Source organism: Aliterella atlantica CENA595, assembly GCF_000952155.1.
Classification (GTDB): Bacteria; Cyanobacteriota; Cyanobacteriia; order Cyanobacteriales; family Chroococcidiopsidaceae; genus Aliterella; species Aliterella atlantica.
Window position 1 is genome coordinate 105,072 of the sequence record NZ_JYON01000001.1, and the last position, 23,344, is coordinate 128,415.

Consider the following 23,344-nt stretch of genomic DNA (forward strand, 5'->3'; position numbering starts at 1 on the left):
TATGAGACTCACAACTTACTCCTCGGTAGCAAAAAGCTTGTGTAACGTTGATGAAAATAGCTTTTTGTGTAGTAAGCTACAAAATTACCCCCGATTCTATCTCTAGGATGATTCAAAAGGCAGCATAGTTTAGGTTCGGTTCTTACTTGCAAACAGCGGCAAGTTTGATATTAATTTTAGATTTGAGCGAATTGGCAAAACAAGGAGTCATCAATAATGCCTGAAACACCCCAAGAAGTCTTGAAGATGATTCAAGATCGCAACATCGAGCTAATTGATTTAAAATTCGTGGATATGCTAGGTATCTGGCAGCACTGTACTTTCCACCGCAGCCTAATTGATGAAGATTCTTTCACCGACGGCGTTGCTTTCGATGGCTCCAGTATTCGAGGTTGGAAAGCAATTAACAACTCCGACATGGCAATGCGACCCGATCCAACTACAGCTTGGGTCGATCCGTTTATGGAAGTACCGACATTAAGCATGATCTGTACGATTGTCGAACCTCGTACAGGCGAATTATACGATCGCGATCCTCGCTCGATTGCTCAAAAAGCCATTGACTATCTGATTGCTAGTGGCATTGGAGATACAGTTTTTTGCGGTCCAGAACCAGAATTTTTTATCTTTGATGATGCTAGGTTCGATCAAACCGGAAACCAAGGCTATTACTACATCGACTCAGTAGAAGGCGGATGGAACGCAGGTAGAAATGAACCTGGCGGTAACTTGGGCTACAAAATTGCTAATAAAGGCGGGTATTTTCCAGTCGCGCCAACTGACACTCTGCAAGATATTCGCTCGGAAATGCTGCTAACAATGGGCAAGTGCGGCGTACCAATTGAGAAGCATCACCATGAAGTAGCCTCTGGCGGACAGTGCGAATTAGGAATTCGATTTGCGCCATTAGTCAATGCTGCTGACTATGTCATGACTTATAAGTACATTGTCAAAAATGTTGCCAGAAAATACGGCAAAACAGCAACATTTATGCCCAAACCCATGTTTGGCGACAACGGTACGGGGATGCACACCCATATGTCAATTTGGAAAGATGGTCAACCTCTGTTTGGCGGAGACAAATACGCTAAATTGAGTCAATTGGCGTTGCATTTTATTGGCGGATTGATTAAGCACGCGCCTTCAATTCTCGCTTTTACCAACCCCAGCATCAACTCCTACAAGCGATTAGTGCCTGGTTATGAAGCACCAGTAAACCTAGCTTATTCTCAAGGCAACCGCTCCGCTTCAATTCGGATTCCCCTCTCTGGCGACAGTCCCAAAGCAAAGCGCCTAGAGTTCCGCTGTCCCGACCCTAGCTGCAACCCTTATTTAGCCTTCTCGGCGATGTTGTGTGCAGGTCTAAATGGGATCAAAAATCAAATCGATCCTGGCGATCCTTTGGATGTAGATATTTACGAACTCAGTCCTGAAGAATTGAGTAAAGTACCTTCTACTCCTGGCTCATTGGAAGCAGCTTTAGAAAACTTAGAGCATAATCACGATTTCTTGACTGAAAGTGGCGTTTTCTCTGAAGACTTCATTGAAAATTGGATCACCTACAAGTTAGACAAAGAAATCAATCCGATGCGCTTGCGTCCTCACCCCTACGAGTTTTCCTTGTATTACGATTGCTAGGTTAAAACAAATTTATTGCGATCGCCGCCCACAATCGGGCGGCTTTTTTTGTTCGGGATTTTTGGACGGTTTCTATATTTTTTAGACGTAGCACTGCTACGTCTCTACATCATCATTATTGTTGGGGTGCGATGCGTTGCGTTCTTGCTGTAATTCTTCTTGCAACATTTTTTGGTAAATCTGGGGCAATTTTCCGGTGACGGTGTTATCTTCTATGCCATAGCCTAGACTTGTCCACGTACCAGATAACAACCGTCGGACTCGATTTAATTCTCCTTGGCGTAGTAGTTGAGAAATATCTGTTCCCCAGGCTGTGCGATCGCTTAACCATGCATATACTACTTCATCTTGATATTTTGGCTCGAAGCTGTAGGAACGCCAAAACATTAAACCTGGCGGATTGGGATGATACAAGGCTGCTTTTTCATACCAGGTAATATTAATCATCTGATAGCGTCCCGCCGCAGTCGAACAATTGCCGATATTCGGACCAGCGATAATCGTAATGCACTCCTCTGGATGGCGGCTTAAATCTTCAACTCGACTACCACCGTAGAGAATTGAGTATGGCATCGGATCGTTAGCTTCGCTAGCTGAAATTGTCCGCATCAACGCGCGAATGTAAGGATCGCCCCCTTGCATCTCTAATGGTGGCAAATAACCAAAAACAGGGTCATGGCGCGATCGCTTATCCTGCATGGGCTGATTTTGCAGTAACAACGCTAACACTACAACAGCACTAGCACCTGCAATAATCTTTTTAAGTGCATAATTTTTTTTATCTTTGCTTAAATTAGCCTTTAGGAGTGATAATCGCGCCAATTTCCCTATCCTCGCTTAAGAATAACTACTTATCAAGCCACGTTAGTAAATAGCTCTGCAAAGCTTTTTTCTGGTGCTTCTTCCTTAGCCACAATTTCGACAATTTTGTTGCGGGCGGCTGCTTGCGATAGCGCTTCTACGCATACTTGCGCTACTTTAGTACGAGGAATGCTGCCATCAAATAGCGTGTCGGCAGAAGACATCACAATTTTATTGGTGTTGTCTTCATTTTTTAACCCACCAGGGCGCACGATTGTATAAGTCAAGCCACTTTTTTGCAAATACTCCTCTGCTTGCTTCTTCCACACCAAAATCAGCCAAAACAAGTTTAGCGGATGCAACAGTTTAGAAGTACACAAAGAAGAGACAAACACAAAATGCTCAATTCCTTTAGTTTTAGCAACATCAACCAAATGTTTCGTACCTTCAAAATCTACCTTATAAGGACCTGTAGGGTCGAAACTCGGTTTAGCACCAGTAGCACACAAAAGTACAGTGCTATCACCTATAGCCTCGCTCAGAGTATCTGACTTTAATACATCGCCAACTACTAATTCCGCTGACTGGGGCAAAACTGCTCTAGCTTGCTCTAAGTCTCTAACTAAAGCTCGGACAGGAATATTTCGCGCTACCAATTCTTGCACGATTCTCCGTCCCGTTTCGCCTGTTGCTCCTGCTACAAATGCTTTCATATTAATAATTATGCTTTCCCAATCAAGAATTTACTCAAACCTCATATTTCTTCATTGTAGATTCACGCAGAAAAACACTGGAGTATATAGATTTTATAAAGATCCAATTTTTGAGTGAAACATTGACTCGCTAATGGGAATCCTGAATGTAAGAGCCAAGCAGATCGCAAGAGAAGAAGTTTATGTTGTCACAAAACCGCGAATACCAGTCATTAGAAGTCAACGAAGCAGTTTGGAATGTAGGAGGGCATATACCCCACGCAGACGATCGTGTAGGATCTTTCGCCCCAACGCGCTTTTCTGGTCAATTCGCTGACTGTATGGAAATGCGGGCTCCAGTGCAAAAGGTGGCGGAGTATTTAGACGTGCATCAAGAATGGTTTTGTCGTTGCGCCCAACCTATGAAGGTAGAACCAATCAATGAAAATGGTTATGCGTTGGTAATTGGTCGCTTTGGTGCTTTTGGTTATGACGTAGAGCCGAAAGTAGGATTAGAACTTTTGCCCGCTGAAAATAATGTTTATCGCATCAAAACCATCGCTATCCCTAATTACGTTGCTCCTGGCTATGACGTAGATTTTAAAGCCGTTATGGAGCTTGTAGAGCATGGGGAAGTTACAAAAGTCGAGTGGAAGTTAGATTTAAACGTTGACGTGCAGTTTCCCAAGTTTATCCACCGCTTGCCCAAGTCTGTAGTAAAAAATACAGGCGATCGCTTACTCAACCAAATCGTTCGCCAAGTATCGCGCCGCCTGACAGTTAAAGTTCAAGCTGATTTTTACAAATCGTTAGGTGTATAGACTCATGCCTAAGAGACAATGCTTCCTTGTCTCCCCCTACCTCCCCTGCACCCCCTGCCCTCTTCTACAGCTTACTTAGAATATTTTGAATAATCTGTACGCCGCTGACTGCTTGCCAGACAAATACTGCTACAAGACCAGAATTTAGGACGATATGCGTGTATCTTGCCCAGTTTTGACCTTTTTGCATATATGGAGATAAACTAGCTGAAACTGCGATCGCTCCTGTCATGCCTAAGCCTGCTAGCAAATGAGGTCCGAGAAATAGCTTTTGGTTATTGATATAAGTCGCACCCATGCCAATTAACGTTCCTACTACCATTAGACCCAAAAGAATCGAGCCGACTTGATAGTGTCGGACATTATATTTACCTTTGATTAGCTCTTTTTTGGTTTCGCCCTCTGCATATCTAAGCTGGCGCACTTTTACGCCCAAATACAGCGCGTAAAACGAAACGCCCAACAACACAAACATCAACAGTGGGTGAAAAATATTTAACCAAGGCTTAATGGTTGCCGGAATTTCCAGGCTCATAGCGTCTACTCATTTATTAATATTCTTGATAAAACTTAGCATAACTGCTTCAAAAAACTTTGTGCAATAAGGAGGAAAAATCAGCGCAGTGTTTAGCAGGCAGAAGGCAAAATTGAGCAAATTTCAAGAAAATCATGTCTATAAACTCATTGGTAACGGAATTTAGCTATCTACTAAGTCGCTTGATTGTTTAAAAAAAGCTGGATGTTTAAGTAATACAACAGCTTTATAAGTATAATTTTTACCGTTAGACTTGCAGGGTGCAAATCGGGATAGTTTAGAGCATGGCTTCAAATGGCGATCGCTTGTTAATCAAAGCAGCAAAGTTAGGCGACATCAAGCAAGTGCAAGCGCTGCTAATAGCGGGTGCAGACGTAAATGCTAGCGACTCGGATGGCACTACAGCTTTAATGTTCGCAGCTAGTTGTGGCTACAGCGAAATAGTAACTTTGCTACTTAATGGCGGTGCGGATATCAACGCCCGCCGTAAATTCGGCGCAACACCACTAATGTTAGCAGCCGCAAATCATCAAGTTGATGTTGTTCGCATTCTGATAAGTTACGGCGCTGATGTCAATGCCAGAAATGATGATGGTAGTACAGCCCTAATGGTGGCAGCCTTGAAAAACGCTCCTGAGATCGTGCAAACGTTGCTAGGCGCAGGTGCAGATATCAAAATCAAAGATAAAGATGAGGATACTGCCTTAATCGTTGCTACCTTACATGGGCATAGCCAAATAGCCCAAATTTTAGTAGCTGCGGGCGCAGATATAAATCAAGCCAAACGAGGCGAAACAGCTTTAATGCTAGCAGCAGCTAGAGGTTATAGCAAAACAGTTAGAGTCTTGCTAGAGTATGGAGCCAATGTCAATAGTAAAAATGATGATGGCAGAACAGCTTTAATGCAAGCAGCGATCGCTCTTTCAGTATCAGTGACAAGCTTATTGCTAGCTAAAGGAGCCAATGTCAATGAAAAAGATACAGATGGCGATACAGCTTTAATGCTAAGTTGCGATCGCGGCAATTTAGAAATCGTCCAAGCATTGCTAGCTGGCGGAGCAGATATCAACCTCAAAAACCAAACTGGAGAAACAGCCTTAATCGCCGCCGTAGCCAGCGGAGATAATGCGATCGCAAGTATCCTCCTAGATCGCAGGGCAGATGTCAACGCCCAAGACGAAAATGGCGATACAGCCTTGCATATTGCCGCTGTTGAAGGTTATACCGAGATCGTGCAACTTTTGCTAGATCGCGGTGCAAATAGTCAATTGGCTAACAAGCTAGGCGATTTACCGTTAATGCTAGCTGTCATCCAAGGGCATAGTGAAGTTGTCGCCGCCCTAGCAAGTCCCCAAACAGTCAATACTATAAGTTTGGGCGAAACACCTCTAACTACTGCTGTAGCCCAAGGAAATAGCGAAATAGTCCAGTTATTACTTAGTAGCGGAGCCGAGGCAAATATTCCTGCAGCAGATGGCAAAACGCCCTTAATTAAAGCCGCAGAACGCGATCGCCTGGAAATAATCCAGTTATTACTACCAACGGCAGATGTCAACTTACTAGACTCATCGCAAGCTACAGCCTTAATGTGGGCAGCATCGCGGGGCAATCTCCAAGCCGTACAATTATTGTTACATTCTGGCGCAGATCCAACTCTGAAAAATCGTGGTGGTTACACAGCACTAGCGATCGCCGAATTTAACGGTTACACAGATATAGTGCAAGTTCTCCAAGCCGCCGAACTAGGGGAATAACAGCAACCAGCAAAGCAATTATGCAATAGACCTCTTGCATAAGTCCATAATTTCAACGGATTAGGGAGACAAGGAGGACAAGGAAGAAAATAGGATTGCTAATTTACAGAGCATTGCCTACTTTTGCAAGAAGTCTAATCATCAGCTACTCGGACAAGAGTATTTCCCTCTTTCTCTTTTACCTGGTCACTGGTAACTGGTCACTGGTCACTGTTACTCACGCACACTTAAACTCTATACAAACTGTAGTAGTTGGCGCATTTTTGGCAGTTTTAATCGTTAATTGACCATTGTGTAGTTCGCATAAGCGCTTGGCAATAATTAGACCTAAACCCAAGCCTTGTTGTTCGTAAAACTCGCGCTCGAATTGCCTGCAAGCACCAATGCTAGCAATTTGTTCTAAGGTCATCGAACAACCAGAATTAGCAATAGTCAGAAAATAAATATCGTCTTCTATAGTTGCTTTGATATCTACAAATGTACCAGTTTCAGAAAACTTAAAAGCATTATCAACTATCTCTTCGACAATTTTTTTTAAATCGTGTTCGGCAATTTTAACCCCAGCACGAGCAACATTTACCCTTAAGTCTGCTTCTCTGTTGTATTGAGTCGCTTTTTGCCTAGCAACGCTCGCGACAATTTCATTGGGGTTAGATGTACGACAATCGTTTAAAATCTCTACTTCTTGGGAATTGATAGTTAAAGCTTTCAGCTTAGAGTAAATTACAAAGTTTTCCATCAACCGATGCAAATACATGGTTGCACCGTTAATATTTTCTGCTGTTGCTAAAATTTCCTGGGGTTGAATTTCCTCGTGTTCTTCAACCAACTTTTGCGTCAAACTGAAGATTTGATAGACTGGATTGAGCAGTTCTTCCGGCAATACGTCAGTAATGCCTTGCACGAAACCTACTAGCTCCTCTTCAAAGTGTTGGGCGACAACTGCGTGTTTTTCTAGGCGAGTTGCAACTGCTCCTAGCAATTCTGTTTTGGTAAATGGCTTAGTCAAGTAATCATCTGCACCTAATTCCATACCTTGACGCAAAGCAGCTTTATCAGCTTTGGCTGTAAGAAAAATAAAGGGAACTGCTGCTGTATTGGGGTTTTGGCGCAGTGTTTTTAGCACCTCATAGCCATCTACTTCGGGCATCATTACATCGCATATAATCAAATCTGGCTTGTCTGCTATTGCTAGCTTGATGCCATCCGAACCATTCTCTGCGCCTAGAGTATCAAAACCTTCTGCGCCAAGGCGTTCTAACAGGTTTTCTCTAATTAAAAACTCATCTTCAATTACTAAAATCTTGCTCATATATTTCCTTTATTAACGGTATAGAAATTAAAAATGTTGTCCCGACTCCAACTTCACTTTTTACTGTAATTGTTCCTTGATGTAAATCTACAGCTTTTTTGACAATAGCTAGTCCCAATCCCGTACCTGAAATATTGCCAACATTGCTAGCTCTATAAAATGAGTCAAACAAGTGCGCTTGCTCGCTAGCAGGAATCCCAATGCCTCGATCTTGAATTTGAAAATTTATTGCCTTTTCTTGACAATTTAGCTCGAAATGTATGCTACTACCAGCAGGCGAATACTTAATTGCATTTGCAAGTAGATTACTCAAAATCGGGCGCAGTAGTTTGTCATCTAAATAAGCATCCAAGCTATTGGCTGGACTTGTAAAAACAACATCATGACTGTATCCGCAACTAACAAGCATTTCATTGACCAAATCGCGGCAGAACTGAACTACATCCATGAGTAAAGGATGGCAATTTAGTTTACCCATTTCGGCTTTGCCTATTAACATCACGTCCTCTAAAAGCTCAGTCATGTGTTTGACATTTGTTTGAATGCGGTGGAGGTGTTGATGTTGCTTCTGTTGGCTCCAACTTTCGCCAAAATCTTCTAATAATTCCGCCGAAGATAAGATAGTGGTTAAAGGCGTGCGAAACTCGTGGGAAGCCATAGTGATAAAGCGTGACTTAAGTTCGCCTAGATGTTTTTCTGTTGCCAAAGCATTGCGGATTTCGGCTTCGGCAAGTTTACGCGCAGTAATGTCGCGGACAATAACCATAACTTCATCTTCCGCACTGACAGCAATTCGAGCTTCGCAGTAGATGATATTTTTGTCTGCAGGCAGTTGATACTCAAATATTTGCACATCTTTAGTTGCGAGTGCTTGTTGAATGCATTTCATAGCAGTCTGCGCTACTACTTGTGGCATCACTTCATAAATACTTTTGCCCAAAAATTCGCTAGCAGGTAGTAGCAGTTCGTTACCTTTACCCGCTTTATAGTTAATAAAAATGCCCTCACCACTAATGCGAAACATCAAATCCGGTAAAGCATTAATTAAGGCGCGGTTTGTAGCTAGGCTAGATTGCAGTGCTTTTTCTGCTTGTTGGCGCTTGGTAATATCTCGCCCTTCGAGGATAAGTAAGCTAACTTGACCGATTTCGTCTAAAACTGGTTTGATCGAAAAGTCAATACTACTAATAGTGTCACCAGCACCGATTACATCTACTTCGTAGCGAATTAGTTTGCCTGTTGCAGCCTGGAAAATCGCCGCTTTGAGCTTTTCTTGCTCGGCGCTTGAATGCCTCCACCACAGCGTTTCCCAAAATAGCTGTCCGACAACTGATTCTAAGGTAATGCCGCCAAAATCAAGCGCAGTTTGATTTACAGTTGAGATCGCACCATCAGGAGTCAGTAAACCAATAAACTGAAAAGCATTGTCAAAAACGGCTTTAAACAGTCGTTCGCTCTTTTGGAGGGCAACTTGGGCAAGTTTGCGATCGCTAATATCTTGCAGCGTTCCACAACTGCCTAAAATAGCACCCTTTTCATCTAGAAGCGGACAAGCAGATAATTCCAGCCAACGATAGCCGCCATCGCTAGTCAAGTAACGTGCTTCATGACGATAAAATTCTGCTCGATTTTGGAGCAGAGCTTGGAATTGCTGGATACTTTCTTGGCGCTCTTGGGGATGAATATACTCGAAAAAGTCATTGCCAATAGTGTCATCAACAGAAAAACCAGTAATCTGCTGCCAAGCAGGATTGAGAAATCTCCATAAACCTATAGCATCAGTCTCGAAAATAACTTCTTTAGTCCGATTTACGACCAAACGGTATTTTGCCTCACTCTTTTGCAGTGCTTTTTCTGCTAAAAAGCGAGCGGTTATGTCCTGAGCGATAGAAGCAACGCCAACTACTTCTTGGCGATCGTTAATTAATGGCGTGTTGTACCACTCACAAATGATCGCTCTACCATCTTTAGTTAAGTTCGGATTGATGTTATGAGTTCCACCCTTTTGTGCTAGTAACTCAACCATAACTCGGTCTACCTCTTCTCTAGCTGATGGAGGTACGAGTAAGCCTGCGGCGTGACGATTAATCGCTTCATTGCGGCTATAGCCAAAGATTTTTTCTGCTGCTTGGTTCCAATCGACGATCGCAAAATTCAAATCCCATTCAATTACAGCGACGGGCGTTTGCCGAAAATGCAATGCTAACTTTTGCTCTGACTTTTGCCTTGCCTCGTCTGCTTGTTGATATTGCTCTATAGCTTCTTGCAGTTTGACGACATTGCGCCGCAACTCCAATTGCGTCACAACTTGACGCGACACAGTTGCTAGCGCCTGCTGCTGCTCAATGCTAAGGTCGCGGGGTACTTTGTCTATTATGCATAAAGTCCCCAAAGCAAAACCGTCAGCATCGATTAACGGTGCGCCAGCATAAAATCGAATGTAAGGTTCGCCAATAACTAGAGGATTATTGGCGAAACGCTCGTCTTGCAGCGTATCTCGAACAATTAGTATGTCGGACTGTAAAATCCCATGAGCGCAGAAAGAAACATCTCTATGGGTTTGCGATCGCTCTAAGCCGACTTTCGACTTAAACCATTGGCGATCGCAATCTACAAAGCTGATGAGTGCGATCGGAACCCCGCAAATGTAGGCTGCCAAACGGGTAAGGTCGTCAAATGCACTTTCAGCTAAAGTATCAAGAATTTCGTACTTTTCTAAGGCTTGCAGTCTGGCAGCTTCATTCTCAGGTAATGGCGCTCTCACTAAGTTATTCCTGTTAGTTACATAACCTCATGCTTTTCTACACTTCAAGTTTTTAAACTCAATATCAGCAAAAGTTACTTGTTTTTGTTGATATAGGCAACAATTTGCCCAATTTGTTGTTTTAAAGCATTAATTTCTGCTTGCATACTGGCAATTTTTTGTTGCATTACCTGGACTTCTGCTGTTCCAGTTGTCATCGAACCCGTGCGGGTAATGCCTGCCGATGTGCCTGTTCCTCGGCGCGGTTTTTGCGATTTTGCCATCGCCGATTTGATCGCCCCGATTAGTTCTTTTTGCTCGAAGGGCTTTAAGATGAATTCAAAATACTCAAAGGGTTCTTGAATTTTCTCTACTACTTCCTCTTTGCGCCCTGACATTAGTACCAACGGAATTTTCTGCAATTCTGGATTTTGTTGAATCTGTTGAAAAACTTCCCATCCGCTCATCTTAGGCAAGAGAAAATCGAGCATGATTAAATTGGGGTGTTCTTGGCGAATTAAGTTGATTCCTTCCAACCCGTCTTTGGCTTCTAACACCTCAAAGTTGCCTGGTGGCAGCATTTCTTTTACTCTGACCCGAATTACTCGACTATCATCAATAACTAAAATTTTGCGACTTGTCACGATAAAATCCTCTAATGGGAAAATTTAACTAAAGTAGTAATATTACAAATTTATGGTCAAGATTGCAGTATCAGATAGCAAGCTTACGTTCATAAACTTAACCCTACCGCCAATCTGCTTCAAGAGAAATTTTACTGAGAACTAGACATAAATTGATTTCCCCTGTTCAAGCACTTAAGTAAATATACGGTAATAATTTATATATGTTCATAACTACCCTACCCGTATATTTACACGTCAAATAAGTTGTATTGTAGCGTGCTGGAGTAATGACTTTTTTCTGGCTTGTCAGTTTGATAATGGGCTAAATTTGCCTCGATCGGGAGAACGATCGCACTTAAACTTAAACAATGTAAATAAATCCTATATGAGCGAGCGGAAAACTGCGGATAAAAAAGCTGAAGTTGAATCAATGCCTGCATGGTTGCGCCGCCCTATCGGCAAAGCTAGCGAAATTTCTACAGTACAGAGAATTATTAAGCAGCGGCAAATTCATACCATTTGTGAAGAAGGACGTTGCCCAAATAGAGGCGAGTGTTACGCCCAAAAAACAGCAACTTTTTTGTTAATGGGACCAGTGTGCACCAGATCGTGTGCGTTTTGTCAAGTAGATAAAGGTCATGCCCCCATGCCTTTAGACCCCCAAGAGCCGCAGAAGGTAGCAGAAGCAGTAAAATTACTAGGATTGAAGTACGTAGTCTTGACATCTGTAGCGCGAGACGATTTAGCCGATGGGGGAGCAAGTTGGTTTGCTGGGGCGATCGCTACTATCCGTAACTCAAGCAGCGAAACCCAAATAGAAGTATTGACAGCCGACTTTTGGGGCGGAAAAGGCGACGGAGAAGAACAGCAGCGCGATCGCATTGCCACAGTAGTAGCGCAAAAGCCAGTTTGTTACAACCACAACATCGAAACAGTAGAACGCTTGCAAGGAGTAGTTCGGCGGGGCGCTAAGTACCATAGATCGCTGCAAGTGCTGAAAATAGTCAAAGACATAGAGCCGCAAATTGCAACCAAATCAGGCTTAATGTTGGGACATGGGGAAACTGCTAGCGAAGTAGTCGCAGCAATGGCAGACTTACGCGCCGTAGGATGCGATCGCTTAACTTTGGGGCAGTATATGCGTCCATCTTTGGCACATCTACCAGTGCAAAAATATTGGACACCAGACGAATTTGACGAATTAGGTGAAATCGCCCGCAAGATGGGATTTACGCACGTACGATCTGGTCCATTAGTTCGCAGTTCATACCATGCAGGGGAGGCGTAGAGACGTAGCACTGCTACGTCTGTACAGAAACGTGGCACTGCTACGCCTGTACAGCAGATGGCAAATTTTAAAAAATATTTCTGCGGATTTCTAGTCAAGGATGGCGTTCTTTGGTATTTCTTAATTAAGTTACAAGATTAGGATTTGTACTTATGACAACTCAAATCAACGATCCCAAAGGTGCAACAGTTAACACTAGCACTGCGCCTTACCCGTTTCGGACAATTGTTTCTTTAATTCTCTTAGCAGGTAACTTTCTAGTTGCAGCTATCTACTTCCACGTTATTAATCCGTAGTATTTTAGCCGGAAAGGAAAAAAGGGAATTGATTTGCACCTTTTCCCTTTCCGCTTTAACCTAAGCGATTGTGCTTTTGAATAAGCCTTTGGGACGAATCAGCAAGACTAAAATCATAAATGCTAAGGCTACAGCTAGTTTGTATTGCGAACCCAACCAGGGAGTGCTGACTTCTTGAGTAATACCGATAATAAAGGCAGCAGCGATCGCCCCATAAGGATTGCCAATTCCGCCTAAAATTACTGAAGCAAACATCGGCAAAATCAAAAACCAGCCCATATTTGGACGCAAACCTGTAGTCAGTCCGTACATACAGCCGCCAATAGCTGTCAAGCTACCTGCTATTATCCAAGTCCAAATTACAACTTGTTCGACATCAATCCCCGATACGCGGGCAAGATCGATATCATCAGCTACAGCCCGCATTGCTTTACCAACTTTGGTGTACTGTAACAAGTAATGTAGTGCCAAAATTGCCAAAATTGCTAATCCGACTACAATTAACTGGTTTTGGGGAATTCTCAGTCCGGCGATCGCTAGTGCTGGGCTAACAGGCAGATCGTAGCTTTGGCTAGCACCGCCCCAAATAAAGATAATGCCGTTACGAATAAATAAAGCAAGTCCGATAGAAATAATAATTAGTGTTGTCGCCGAAGCACGACGATTACGCATATTTGACCACAACAATTTTTCTGATAATAGCATGGCGGCGACTGTGCCAATCGCGCCTAAAACCATTGCCAGCCATATATTTACGCCACTAAGGTTGGCACTCAAAGCTAAATAAGCCCCCAATGTCATAAAGTCACCGTGAGCAAAGTTGGATAGGCGCAAAATGCCGTAAGTCAAAGTTAGTCCGACTGCGGCTAAAGCAATAATGCTGCCTACAGCAATGCCATTAATAAATAATTGCGCTAGTTGTCCAGCCATTTGTCATTCCCGCAAAAAAGCATCTAACGCAGCCAGTATAGGTGTTAAAGTAGAGGCTTTCAACAAAGCCATACTCAAAGATTAGCAACTACACCTTTTTCCCTTTGCTTCTATAAAGTTGTGTTAGAGTGCGATTGGTTACATTAACTCTTTGCGTATGCAAGCAAAGTAGTCGAATATTTTTTATAGTCTGGCAAGTTATGCCGCACCCAAACGAACCCGATCGCAATTTAGAGCAACCTGGCAATACAGGCGACGATCTAGCGGCACAAATTGCCCATCTTCGCGCTGAACTCTGGCTAGAGCAAGGCATCAATCAAATTCAAAGCCACTTAAATAGTTGGCTGAGTTCTCATTTAACTGCTCAAACGCCTGCACTAGAGTTAGAAGCAGTATATTTCTATACCTTTATCAAACAGTTAAATCTGGTTCTGCAAACAGACAGCGTAGCGCTAGCCTTTAGCGACATGGAAGTTCGCAATAGTGCTTTACTCTCAGATGCGGCAAATTGGAAGATTTGTTATGAGGTTGCTGCCCAAAATCTGCAGTTATCAGAAAAATGCGATCGCGCTTTGGCAGTTGTTTTGCCATCAGGTAAACCTTTGGAATTGCGTTTGGGTGCAGAAATTGCTACAGCAGATTTACAATACCTCCAACAACAACCACAAAGAGCTTGGCAACTGCACAATACTGGTGGCTTAAATTGTTGGCTAATTGTTGTTCCTGTTATTGGCGATTTAAATGGTATTAGCCAAGAGTACAAACAACAGCTAATCGAGCGATCGCTGCTAGTATTGCTCTTAGGCGTAAGGACGATCGGACAACTCAAAGCATTAGCACTATACGCTCAACAACTAGCAACTCGTAACCGAGAACTTGTCAAGCTTAACCAACAAAAAAATGAATTTTTGCTAGATACTACCAAGGCAATTCACGCACCGCTAAATTCTCTTGTCAGCTTTATCAACGTGCTGCAATCTCACGGTTATGCTACGAACGCCCATCAACAGGAGTATTTCGATATTATTGCTAGTAATAGCCAGAAATTGCTAGCTTTGGTAGATGGAATTGCAGATTTGGCGGAAATTGAAGCAAATCAACTAACTCTTAACTTGACAGCCATTAATGTGGCTGATACTTGCCGAGAAGCAATTTCCTTAGTGCAAGCCAAGGCGCAACAAAAAAATTTAAACCTGCGCTTAGAAATAGACGCTCTAGCAACAATATTAGTAACCGACAAGTTACGACTCAAGCAAATGCTCGTAAATTTGCTCTTAAATGCGTTGAAATTGACTAATAGAGGTTCTGTAGGGTTGCAAGTCAAACACCAAGGCGTATTTGTCCATTTTACGGTTTGGGATACAGGGGTAGGCATGAACCAAGCAGAGCAAGCAATCCTATTTCAACCGCACAATCAAATTGCTCTTAATGCTCAAACCAATGAAAACCCTAGTTTGGGACTTGCGATCGCCCAAAAACTAGCAGCACTTCACGCCGGATGGATAGAAGTACGCTCGGAAGTAAATCGCGGCTCTCGCTTGACGCTAGTGCTACCTCTAACTCCCGCTGCAGGAGCTAACCAAGGAGCAGGGAGCGCAGCCTCTTTTGCTGCGATTGAATCTAAAGCCACAATTTTGTTAGTAGAAGATAATATTCACAACGCCAAATTAGTCACTACTTATTTACGAAAATTGGGTTATCAGGTTAATTTGGTGAGTAACGCCGCTCAAATGTGGCAAAGTTTAGAGCGCTCCAAACCCCAGCTAATTTTAATGGATATTCATTTACCTGACGTTGACGGCTTAACTTTAATGCAGCAATTGCGCGACCGCCCGCAGTATAGCCAAATGCCAATTATTGCTCAAACTGCAATGGCAAATCCAGGCGATCGGGTTACTTGTTTAGCTGCGGGAGCAACTGAATATATATCTAAACCAATCGATTTAAAGCTTTTAGCCGATTTGGTAGCTAAATATAGCGCAGAAACTATTAAAAAATAGCTACTAGCCATGCGTCGCCTATCTTTTACAAGTCTACGCTTTCGCTTAATCGTGCTGGTATTAATATGCGTTGTACCAGCATTAGCGATGACAATCTATAACAGCTTAGAAGATCGGCGTTTAGCAATCGTTCAGGTACGCAACAATCTGCACCAAGCTAGTAAAATTGCTGCTGCTCAACAATCGCAAACTATAACGAATGCCCAACAGTTGTTGTTTATTTTATCTAAGCTCAGAAGAATCGGCGGTAATGTTCCCGATGAATGTAGGTTGCTATTAAAAGAAATAATAAAATCCTACCCGCTTTACAATAATATTGGCGTAGTTAAGTCAAACGGTCAGATAGTTTGTAGTGCATCGCCACTGACAACACCCCAAAAGCAGCAAGTATGGTTGCAAACAACTATAAAAAATCGCAGTTTTACTGTGGAAAACTATGCTCCTCAGCAAAGCGATCGCCAAGCTCAGATTGTCTGTAGCCACCCCATATTTAACAATAGAAATGAACTAAAAACGGTTGTTTTTTTAACATTTAATTCTAGTTGGCTCAAGGAAATAACCCCTAAAATACCATTGCCTGCGGGTGCAACTTTGAGCGTATTCGATCGCGATGGCAAAGCGATCGCCCGTTATCCAGAACCGCAAAATTGGCAAGTAGAGTCTACCTTGAATGCACCTGTAATTAAAGATATGCTGCTTCAAGGCAAGGATATAGCTAAAGTTAGCGGTGTTGATGGTAGCGAATATTTGTACGTGCCAACAGCAAGGTACAAAGCTAATAACGATGCATATATGGCAGCTATTGGTATTTCCCAAGCCGATCCCTACGCCCATGTCAACCGCACGCTGCGGCGCAACTTATTGGGTTTAGGATTGGTATGTGCGATCGCTATAACTATTGCGTCGATTGGTAGTCATTTATTGTGGATTCGTCCGTTGAGGAAGTTGGTTTGTGCAACTCAACGGATCGCTAAAGGCGATCTAAGTACGCGCGTCAATTTGAGCGATCGCTATCAAGAAATCAGTCAACTAGCTATGGCGATCGATAATATGGCATCATCGCTAGAGCGTCAACTTACACAAATAAAACTAGCGGAAGCTGAAGTTAGAAAACTCAATCAAAATTTAGAACAACGAGTTGCCGAACGTACGGCACAATTAGAGTCGACAAATAAGGAATTAGAAGCATTTGCTTATTCTGTCTCCCACGATTTACGCGCACCTCTACGGCATATCAGCGGCTTTGTTGAAGCTTTAGATAGACAAATAAAGTCCAATCGTAGTTTGGGCGATCGCAAAGTGAATCGATATATAGATGTAATTCAAGATAGTACCCAGAGAATGGGGCAGCTAATTGAGGCTTTACTAGGTTTAGCGCGGATCGGGCAAAAACAGTTAGTTTACCAACCTGTTAATGTTCGCTTGCTAGTTGATGAAGCAGTGGCTTTAGTCAGCCAACATCCAGAGGTTGACGATCGACAGCATATAGATTTTACAATTGCCGAACTACCGATTGTTATGGGCGATCCTACCTTGCTGCAACAAGTGTTTAGTAATTTGATTGATAATGCTGTGAAATTTAGTCGCTTCAGCCATCCACCCCAAATTAATATCGGTTGTCTGACTGACGGCACAATTTTTATTCAAGACAACGGCGTTGGCTTTGCAATGGAATACGCTGATAAGTTATTTGCAGCTTTTCAACGCTTGCATCCCCAAAAAGATTTTCCTGGTACGGGGATTGGGCTTGCGATCGTGCAACGTATTATTCATAGACATGGAGGTAGGATTTGGTTTGAAAGTCAAGTGCAGCAAGGCACAACTTTTTATATTAAATTGCCTCAGCTATGTAGATGTTAGTATATAGCATATAAGCAACCAGCACGTCATTATAGAATAATTTTATACATTATACCTCGATAATTCAGCCCAAAAACACTGAGTTCTATTACGATTAGCATAAGCGCTGTACATCTATAAAAAATAGATATTAGGATATAAATAAAGTACGATTGCTGTTTTTTGGAGTAAATTGCTGCTGGGAGCAATAAAACAAAAAAATAATCTTATTCAAAGTAAAAAATATTTAGATAATTAAAGTATAAAAAGCACAATTTACATACAACTACAGAACCCAGGCAGTAAAAACCTCTGTAACCACTCCATAATTAGTTAACTAATGGACGAGTTAGATCGTAAAGCTATATCGGACAAGTTGCTGATGTCGGTAAACCCACTCGCGCAACTATCCTCCTCATGGCAAGATTTACCAATCGAGTCATCGCTACATTTATTGATTGTAGAAGATGCGATCGCAGATGTAGAACTGTTAGAGCTTGTTTTGGAATCAGCGAATATACCGTTTTCTTTTGATACTGTTGATACGTTGGCGCAGTGCCAGCAACTATTAAATTCCCAAACTTATGACGCGGTACTAGCTGATTATCGCTTGCCGCAGTTTACGGCATATCAAGTGTTGCAAGTATTAGTAGAAGCAAAGCAAGAAATTCCCTTAATTTTAGTTACTGGTAGTTTGGGAGAAGAAGCAGCAGTAGATTGTATCAAAGCTGGAATGACTGATTACGTACTCAAAGATCGGTTATTTCGCTTGCCAATAGTGCTAAAGCGATCGCTGCAAGAATTTACCATGCGTCGTCAGCAAAAAGCAGCGATCGCCCAAATCGAGCGTCAAGCCAATCAAGAGGCAGTTATCAATCAAATAGTACAAGCAATGCGCGGTACATTGGTATTAGAGGAAATGCTGCAAATAACAGCAGATAATCTTCACCAAGCTTTAAATGTTAGCCGCTGCTTGATTTTTCGCCCTGATTTGCAAGGAGAAATGTGGATCTACGATGTCAGTGCAGCTACAGCAGATCGGGAAAATTTTATTGGTATTAAATGTTGCTACTACCCGCACTATGAAGAAAAACTATTAAAAGGTGAAATAGTTGCACTACCCTTAATTGATAGCTCGGTAGTGCCAGAAATTCAAGATATTGCCACAGCAACAGGAGTGCAAAGTTTAGTAATTGCACCATTACTATATCAGCAAATGTATTTAGGTGGAATTATCTTACATCAATGCGATCGCGAACGCTTGTGGAATGATGAAGAAATAGCGCTACTGCAAGTAATTAGTGACAGATGTGCGATCGCTATTCATCAAGCGCAGTTGTTTCGCCAACTTCAAGATAAAGCGGCTAGAGAGCAGACATTAAATAAAATTGCTAGATCAATTAATTCTAGTTTCGATCCTGAATTTATTTTGCAAGAAATAGTACAACTAACAGGAGAATACTTCAAAGTAGATCGAGTAGTGATTGTGTGGATAGATTTAGAATCGGCGCAAATTTCTGTTCGCAATGAGTGGCGAGTAAACGAAGAAGTTGCTTGCCTTCAAGGCTTTCAAGAACCTATGTGGGAATGGCTCGAACTTTTAGAGCCGAGCGCAGATGTCAACCGCTATCAAATATTTCATGCTAGCAACGATCCAAACGTAGTTGAATCGACTAATCGATTAGCATTACTCGAACAAGGACAAATTCTTTCCGGATTAAAGATCCCGATTTATATCCGAGGTAAATTTTTTGGTGGAATAGCTTTGCATACTACTACTAAATATCGGGTATTTAGTCAAGAGGAAATAGATTTATTAGAACAAATTGCCGATCAAGCTGCGATCGCTCTTTATAATGCTCAAAGCTATGAAATGCTTGAAGAATTAGTTAAAGAACGTACTCACCAATTAGAACAGGAAAAGTTGCTTTCTGAAGCTGCTAACTTGGCGAAAAGCGAGTTTTTAAGCAATATGAGCCACGAATTAAGAACTCCTTTGACAGGGATATTAGGGTTTTCTAATATACTGTTGCAACAAATATTCGGCTTTCTCAATGACAAGCAAAAGCAATATATAGAAGGTATATACAACAGTGGCACTCATTTATTAGAGCTAATTAACGATCTACTCGATTTGTCTAAAATTGAAGCAGGCAAAGAAGAATTATTACTAGAAGGTTTCCCAATTGCAGAAATTTGTCAAAGCTGTTTAACTTTGTTTAAAGAGCGGTGCTGGCGCGAACATTTACAACTAAACTTAGCGATCGCAGACGATGTAGAAAACTGGATTGCCGATCGGCGACGGTTAAAACAAATATTGGTAAACTTACTATCTAATGCAGTCAAATTCACAGATTCGGGTTCTATTACCCTCAAAGTAGAACGCCAAGCAGACACTTTAAGCTTTTCAGTTATTGACACGGGAATTGGTATTGCTGAAAGCGAACAAACTAAGTTATTTCAACCATTTCAGCAACTAGATAGCGGGTTAAATCGCAAGTATGAGGGAACGGGTTTGGGATTAGCTTTGTCGCGCAAGCTAGCGCAGTTACATGGCGGCGATATTACGCTGCGATCGCAAGTAGGGCAAGGCAGTTGTTTTACGCTGCATTTACCAATGTTAGAATTACCACCGCCAGAGGAAGATGAGGCGTAGAGGAGCGATCGCCTGTATTCCAGTGACCAGAGGAAGACGAAACGTACAGCAGCGATCGCCTATACTTGCTCTCTACAATAAAGTAGGGTGATTTGAGTAACTAAGAAATGTTAGAGAAACTAGAGCAACTAAAAACTTTATTTAGAGAAATGGAGCAAGCGATAATAGCTTACTCTGGGGGCGTTGATAGTGCTTTGGTTGCTAAGGTGGCTTGCGACGTATTAGGCGATGGCGCGATCGCGATAACGGCTGTTTCTCCTTCTTTATTACCAGAAGAACTAGAGGAAGCAACTATTCAAGCTACAGAAATCGGGATCGCGCATAAAATCGTCCAGACGCACGAAATGGATAATCCCAACTATAGGGCGAATCCTGTCAATCGTTGCTATTTCTGTAAAAGCGAGTTGCACGATACTCTCAAGCCGCTTGCTAAAGAACTTGGCTATCCTTATGTTGTAGATGGGGTAAATGCCGACGATTTGCACGATTATCGACCAGGAATAGCCGCAGCAAAAGAAAGAGGTGCCAGGTCGCCTTTGGCAGAATTAGGTATTACTAAAGCGCAAGTACGGCAAATATCGCAGCATTTAGGCTTATCTTGGTGGGATAAACCCGCACAGCCTTGTTTGAGTTCTCGCTTTCCTTATGGGGAAGAGATTACGATTGCTAAGTTGCAGCGCGTAGGTAGGGCAGAAGTTTATTTACGCAAGTTGGGTTTTAGCAATCTGAGGGTTCGTTCCGAGGGCGATACTGCCAGAATTGAACTACCGCCGGAATTGATTAAAGATTTTGTGATGGCGAACGATTTGCAGGCGATCGTTTCTGAATTTCAAGGTTATGGGTTTATGTATGTGACTTTAGATTTGGAAGGTTATCGTAGTGGTAAATTAAACCAGGTTTTAACGCCCGTGTAGGAACAACATTGTCTGCACATCTTTACTATGTTTATCTCAGAAAATATATGGGTTTTAAATTAGAGAGCGTTGTTCCTTGGGGCAGATCCATGCAAGAATATGTTGGTATGTTCGCCCTTAAAGCTGACGAACTAAACCTAAAAATTCTAGATTGTGGTGGTGGTCCTGCTAGTTTTAATGCAGAGATGTTTCAGCAAGGATATAGCGTTGTTTCTTGCGATCCAATCTATCAATTTACGGCTGATGAAATTGCTGGGCGCGTACGAGATACTTATCAAGCAATTATTGATGGTACAAAAACTAATTACGATCGCTTTGTTTGGCAAGATATTCCATCCCCAGAAGAATTAGGCAAATTAAGAATAACTGCAATGAATAAATTTGTTGCAGATTTTCCAATCGGATTGCAACAAGGTAGGTATGTTATAGATGAATTGCCTAACCTATCATTCAATTTTTCTCAGTTCGATCTAGCTTTGTGTTCTCATTTTTTATTTACTTATTCCGATAATCTTTCCTTGGATTTTCATATAGCAGCAATTAGAGAAATGTGCCGCGTGGCGAAAGAAGTTAGAATTTTTCCGCTATTAGTCCAATTTTCAGGAGAAGTTTCGCTGTGGCTGCAACCAGTTATAGATGAAATGCAAAGATGCGGCTACAAAGTAGAAATTCAGCAAGTAGCTTATGAATTTCAAAAAGGCGGTAATAAGTTACTTAGTGTAGTTAATTATTAAAAGCTCGTATGTCTTCAATTACGAATGCGCGAATTACGAATTATTCCCAAACTATCTGGATTGCTAGACACGCCAATCGCCTTGACTTTGTTAACCCAGATTGGTTTAATACTGCCGAACGCCGCTACGATCCTCCGCTTTCTGATGATGGCTTAGTTCAGGCATCACAGCTAGCACAACGTCTCAAACAAGAAAAAATTACAGCTATTTTTGCTTCGCCGTTTTTACGTACAGTTCAAACAGCTAACCAAGTTGCAGAAGTTCTAGATTTGCCGATAAATTTGGAATCTGGCTTGAGTGAATGGCTAAATCCTGAATGGATGAGTGAAAATCCGGAAAGAATGGCGATCGCCGAACTAATATCGCTGTTTCCGCGTATCGATCCTAGTTATACTTCGCGCGTCCAAGCTGAGTATCCCGAAACAGAAGCAACAGCACTTGGGCGATCGGGAGAAACAGCAAGAAAACTGGCGGCTGAGTTTAAAGAGGAGATATTATTGGTAGGTCATGGCGCATCGGTACTCGGTGCGACATTAGGGCTAGTGGGCGAAATGGCTAGAACCGAAGTAAAAGCATCTTTGTGTTGCTTGATTAAGGTTGTAAGACAAAATCCAAATTGGGTGTTGGAATTGAATGGGGATACTTCCCACCTTAGTGAAGTAGAAGAAATTATCCGGTTTAACTAGGACAATGAACTTATTATTAGCGGGAGATATAGGTGGTACTAAAACCATCTTGCGGCTTGTGGAGGCATCAGACCAAGCAGTTTTGCTGACGCTGTTTGAGGAAACTTATCGCAGCCGCGATTTTCCCGATTTAGTGCCAATGGTGCAGCATTTTCTCTCTACTGCTGCCCAAAAACTAGGCGATGCGTCTCCACCCCAGAGGGCTTGTTTTGCGATCGCAGGTCCAGTAGTTAACAATACTGTAAAACTCACAAACTTAGCTTGGTTCCTTGATGCCAAGCGCTTAGAACAAGAATTAGGTATCGATCGCATCTCGCTAATTAATGACTTTGAGGCAGTTGGTCACGGCATTTTAGGCTTAGATGCTACTGACTTGTATACTCTGCAAAGCGGTAATATTCAACCTCTTGCACCTATTGCGGTAATTGGTGCTGGTACGGGCTTGGGTGAGGGGTTTCTAATTCAAAATGGAGACAGCTACCGCGTGTTTGGTTCCGAAGGCGGACACGCAGATTTTGCGCCGCGTTCGGAATTGGAGTTTCAGTTATTAAAATACCTGTTAGATAAGCACAATATTCAAAGCGTTTCTGTAGAACGGGTTGTCTCCGGTCAAGGTATTATTGCTATTTACCAGTTTTTGCGCGATTGGCAATTTGCTAGCGAGGCTTTAGATATTCAGCAAATTGTCAGGACTTGGGAACAGGAAGCAGGAAGAGGCGAAAGAACTGTAGATCCGGCGGGAGCGATCGCAGGGGCGGCTTTAGAAAAGCGCGATCGCATTTGCGAACAAGCAATGCAAATGTTTGTTGAAGCCTACGGCGCTGAAGCTGGCAATTTAGCTTTGAAATTATTGCCTTATGGCGGATTGTACGTGGCTGGTGGTATTGCTGCAAAGATTTTGCCTTTATTGGAAGATGGTTCTTTTCTCCATGCTTTTACGCACAAAGGGCGCGTTAGTTCGTTATTAAAAAGCGTACCTGTATATATAGTTCTCAATCCCCAAGTAGGCTTGTTGGGCGCTGCTTTGCGTGCTAGTCAGTTGTAAAAGTAGGGTGCGTTTTCAAAACGCACCCTACCAA

The 23,344-nt window shown here is 42.3% G+C and carries 19 protein-coding genes; 12 read left to right on the plus strand and 7 right to left on the minus strand.

The genetic code is table 11. From position 1 onward, the window contains the following. Window positions 1-216 precede the first annotated feature (216 nt). On the plus strand, window positions 217-1,638 hold the full coding sequence (glnA, locus tag UH38_RS00530) for a type I glutamate--ammonia ligase (protein WP_045052654.1): 1,422 nt from the start codon (window positions 217-219) through the stop codon (window positions 1,636-1,638). 96 nt (window positions 1,639-1,734) lie between these two features. On the opposite strand, the gene UH38_RS00535 is transcribed toward glnA, so the two are convergent. Both UH38_RS00535 and UH38_RS00540 read right to left on the minus strand, forming a co-directional pair. Continuing rightward, window positions 1,735-2,460 (minus strand): glycoside hydrolase family 24 protein, encoded by a 726-nt coding sequence (locus UH38_RS00535; protein ID WP_045052655.1) that lies wholly within the window; start codon window positions 2,458-2,460, stop codon window positions 1,735-1,737. A 32-nt stretch (window positions 2,461-2,492) separates the two neighbouring features. Then, window positions 2,493-3,152, minus strand: coding sequence for an NAD(P)H-binding protein (locus UH38_RS00540; RefSeq protein WP_045052656.1), 660 nt, complete (start codon window positions 3,150-3,152; stop codon window positions 2,493-2,495). Between the two features lie 182 nt (window positions 3,153-3,334). Here UH38_RS00540 and UH38_RS00545 point away from each other — a divergent pair, with 182 nt between their 5' ends. After that, on the plus strand, window positions 3,335-3,952 hold the full coding sequence (locus UH38_RS00545) for a DUF1997 domain-containing protein (RefSeq protein WP_045052657.1): 618 nt from the start codon (window positions 3,335-3,337) through the stop codon (window positions 3,950-3,952). 64 nt (window positions 3,953-4,016) lie between these two features. Here the strand turns inward: UH38_RS00545 and UH38_RS00550 are convergent, their stop codons facing one another. Next, a complete protein-coding gene (locus tag UH38_RS00550; protein WP_045052658.1) occupies window positions 4,017-4,487 on the minus strand; it encodes a DUF4079 domain-containing protein in 471 nt (156 codons plus the stop codon). Window positions 4,488-4,771: 284 nt separating this feature from the next. Between UH38_RS00550 and UH38_RS00555 the strand changes: the two genes are divergently transcribed. Then, window positions 4,772-6,241, plus strand: coding sequence for an ankyrin repeat domain-containing protein (locus tag UH38_RS00555; RefSeq protein ID WP_045052659.1), 1,470 nt, complete (start codon window positions 4,772-4,774; stop codon window positions 6,239-6,241). A 217-nt stretch (window positions 6,242-6,458) separates the two neighbouring features. Here the strand turns inward: UH38_RS00555 and UH38_RS00560 are convergent, their stop codons facing one another. The 3 genes from UH38_RS00560 to UH38_RS00570 all read right to left on the minus strand — a co-directional run bounded on the left by UH38_RS00560 (window position 6,459) and on the right by UH38_RS00570 (window position 10,940). After that, window positions 6,459-7,553, minus strand: coding sequence for a hybrid sensor histidine kinase/response regulator (locus UH38_RS00560; protein WP_045052660.1), 1,095 nt, complete (start codon window positions 7,551-7,553; stop codon window positions 6,459-6,461). After that, window positions 7,531-10,317, minus strand: coding sequence for a PAS domain S-box protein (locus tag UH38_RS24570; protein ID WP_052672204.1), 2,787 nt, complete (start codon window positions 10,315-10,317; stop codon window positions 7,531-7,533). Before UH38_RS24570 ends, UH38_RS00560 begins: the two co-directional genes overlap by 23 nt. A gap of 74 nt (window positions 10,318-10,391) precedes the next feature. Beyond that, complete coding sequence (locus UH38_RS00570) at window positions 10,392-10,940, minus strand: response regulator (RefSeq protein ID WP_045052661.1); 549 nt, start codon at window positions 10,938-10,940, stop codon at window positions 10,392-10,394. A 367-nt stretch (window positions 10,941-11,307) separates the two neighbouring features. On the opposite strand from UH38_RS00570, the gene lipA reads away from it, so the two are divergent. Together lipA and psaX are read left to right on the plus strand one after the other, a co-directional pair. Next, complete coding sequence (lipA, locus tag UH38_RS00575; protein ID WP_045052662.1) at window positions 11,308-12,210, plus strand: lipoyl synthase; 903 nt, start codon at window positions 11,308-11,310, stop codon at window positions 12,208-12,210. Between the two features lie 152 nt (window positions 12,211-12,362). Next, a complete protein-coding gene (gene psaX / locus UH38_RS00580) occupies window positions 12,363-12,506 on the plus strand; it encodes a photosystem I protein PsaX (RefSeq protein ID WP_045052663.1) in 144 nt (47 codons plus the stop codon). 60 nt (window positions 12,507-12,566) lie between these two features. Here the strand turns inward: psaX and UH38_RS00585 are convergent, their stop codons facing one another. After that, window positions 12,567-13,436 (minus strand): branched-chain amino acid ABC transporter permease, encoded by an 870-nt coding sequence (locus UH38_RS00585; RefSeq protein WP_045052664.1) that lies wholly within the window; start codon window positions 13,434-13,436, stop codon window positions 12,567-12,569. Window positions 13,437-13,636: 200 nt separating this feature from the next. Between UH38_RS00585 and UH38_RS00590 the strand changes: the two genes are divergently transcribed. The 7 genes from UH38_RS00590 (at window position 13,637) to UH38_RS00625 (ending at window position 23,310) form a co-directional block, all read left to right on the plus strand. Continuing rightward, window positions 13,637-15,436, plus strand: coding sequence for a response regulator (locus UH38_RS00590; RefSeq protein WP_045052665.1), 1,800 nt, complete (start codon window positions 13,637-13,639; stop codon window positions 15,434-15,436). Between the two features lie 9 nt (window positions 15,437-15,445). Continuing rightward, window positions 15,446-17,296 (plus strand): sensor histidine kinase, encoded by a 1,851-nt coding sequence (locus UH38_RS24575; protein ID WP_052672205.1) that lies wholly within the window; start codon window positions 15,446-15,448, stop codon window positions 17,294-17,296. Between the two features lie 319 nt (window positions 17,297-17,615). Beyond that, window positions 17,616-19,931: a GAF domain-containing protein gene (locus tag UH38_RS24580; RefSeq protein WP_235354987.1), complete on the plus strand. Its 2,316-nt coding sequence runs from the start codon at window positions 17,616-17,618 to the stop codon at window positions 19,929-19,931. 107 nt (window positions 19,932-20,038) lie between these two features. Beyond that, the gene (gene larE / locus UH38_RS00610; RefSeq protein ID WP_045052666.1) at window positions 20,039-20,845 is read left to right on the plus strand and encodes an ATP-dependent sacrificial sulfur transferase LarE; all 807 of its coding nucleotides are present in this window, start codon (window positions 20,039-20,041) and stop codon (window positions 20,843-20,845) included. A gap of 47 nt (window positions 20,846-20,892) precedes the next feature. Next, window positions 20,893-21,579 (plus strand): hypothetical protein, encoded by a 687-nt coding sequence (locus UH38_RS00615; protein ID WP_045052667.1) that lies wholly within the window; start codon window positions 20,893-20,895, stop codon window positions 21,577-21,579. An 8-nt stretch (window positions 21,580-21,587) separates the two neighbouring features. Continuing rightward, window positions 21,588-22,265: a histidine phosphatase family protein gene (locus UH38_RS00620; RefSeq protein ID WP_045052668.1), complete on the plus strand. Its 678-nt coding sequence runs from the start codon at window positions 21,588-21,590 to the stop codon at window positions 22,263-22,265. Between the two features lie 4 nt (window positions 22,266-22,269). Then, window positions 22,270-23,310 carry a glucokinase gene (locus tag UH38_RS00625; protein WP_045052669.1) on the plus strand — a complete coding sequence of 347 codons (1,041 nt, stop codon included), beginning with the start codon at window positions 22,270-22,272 and terminating at the stop codon, window positions 23,308-23,310. Window positions 23,311-23,344 lie beyond the last annotated feature (34 nt).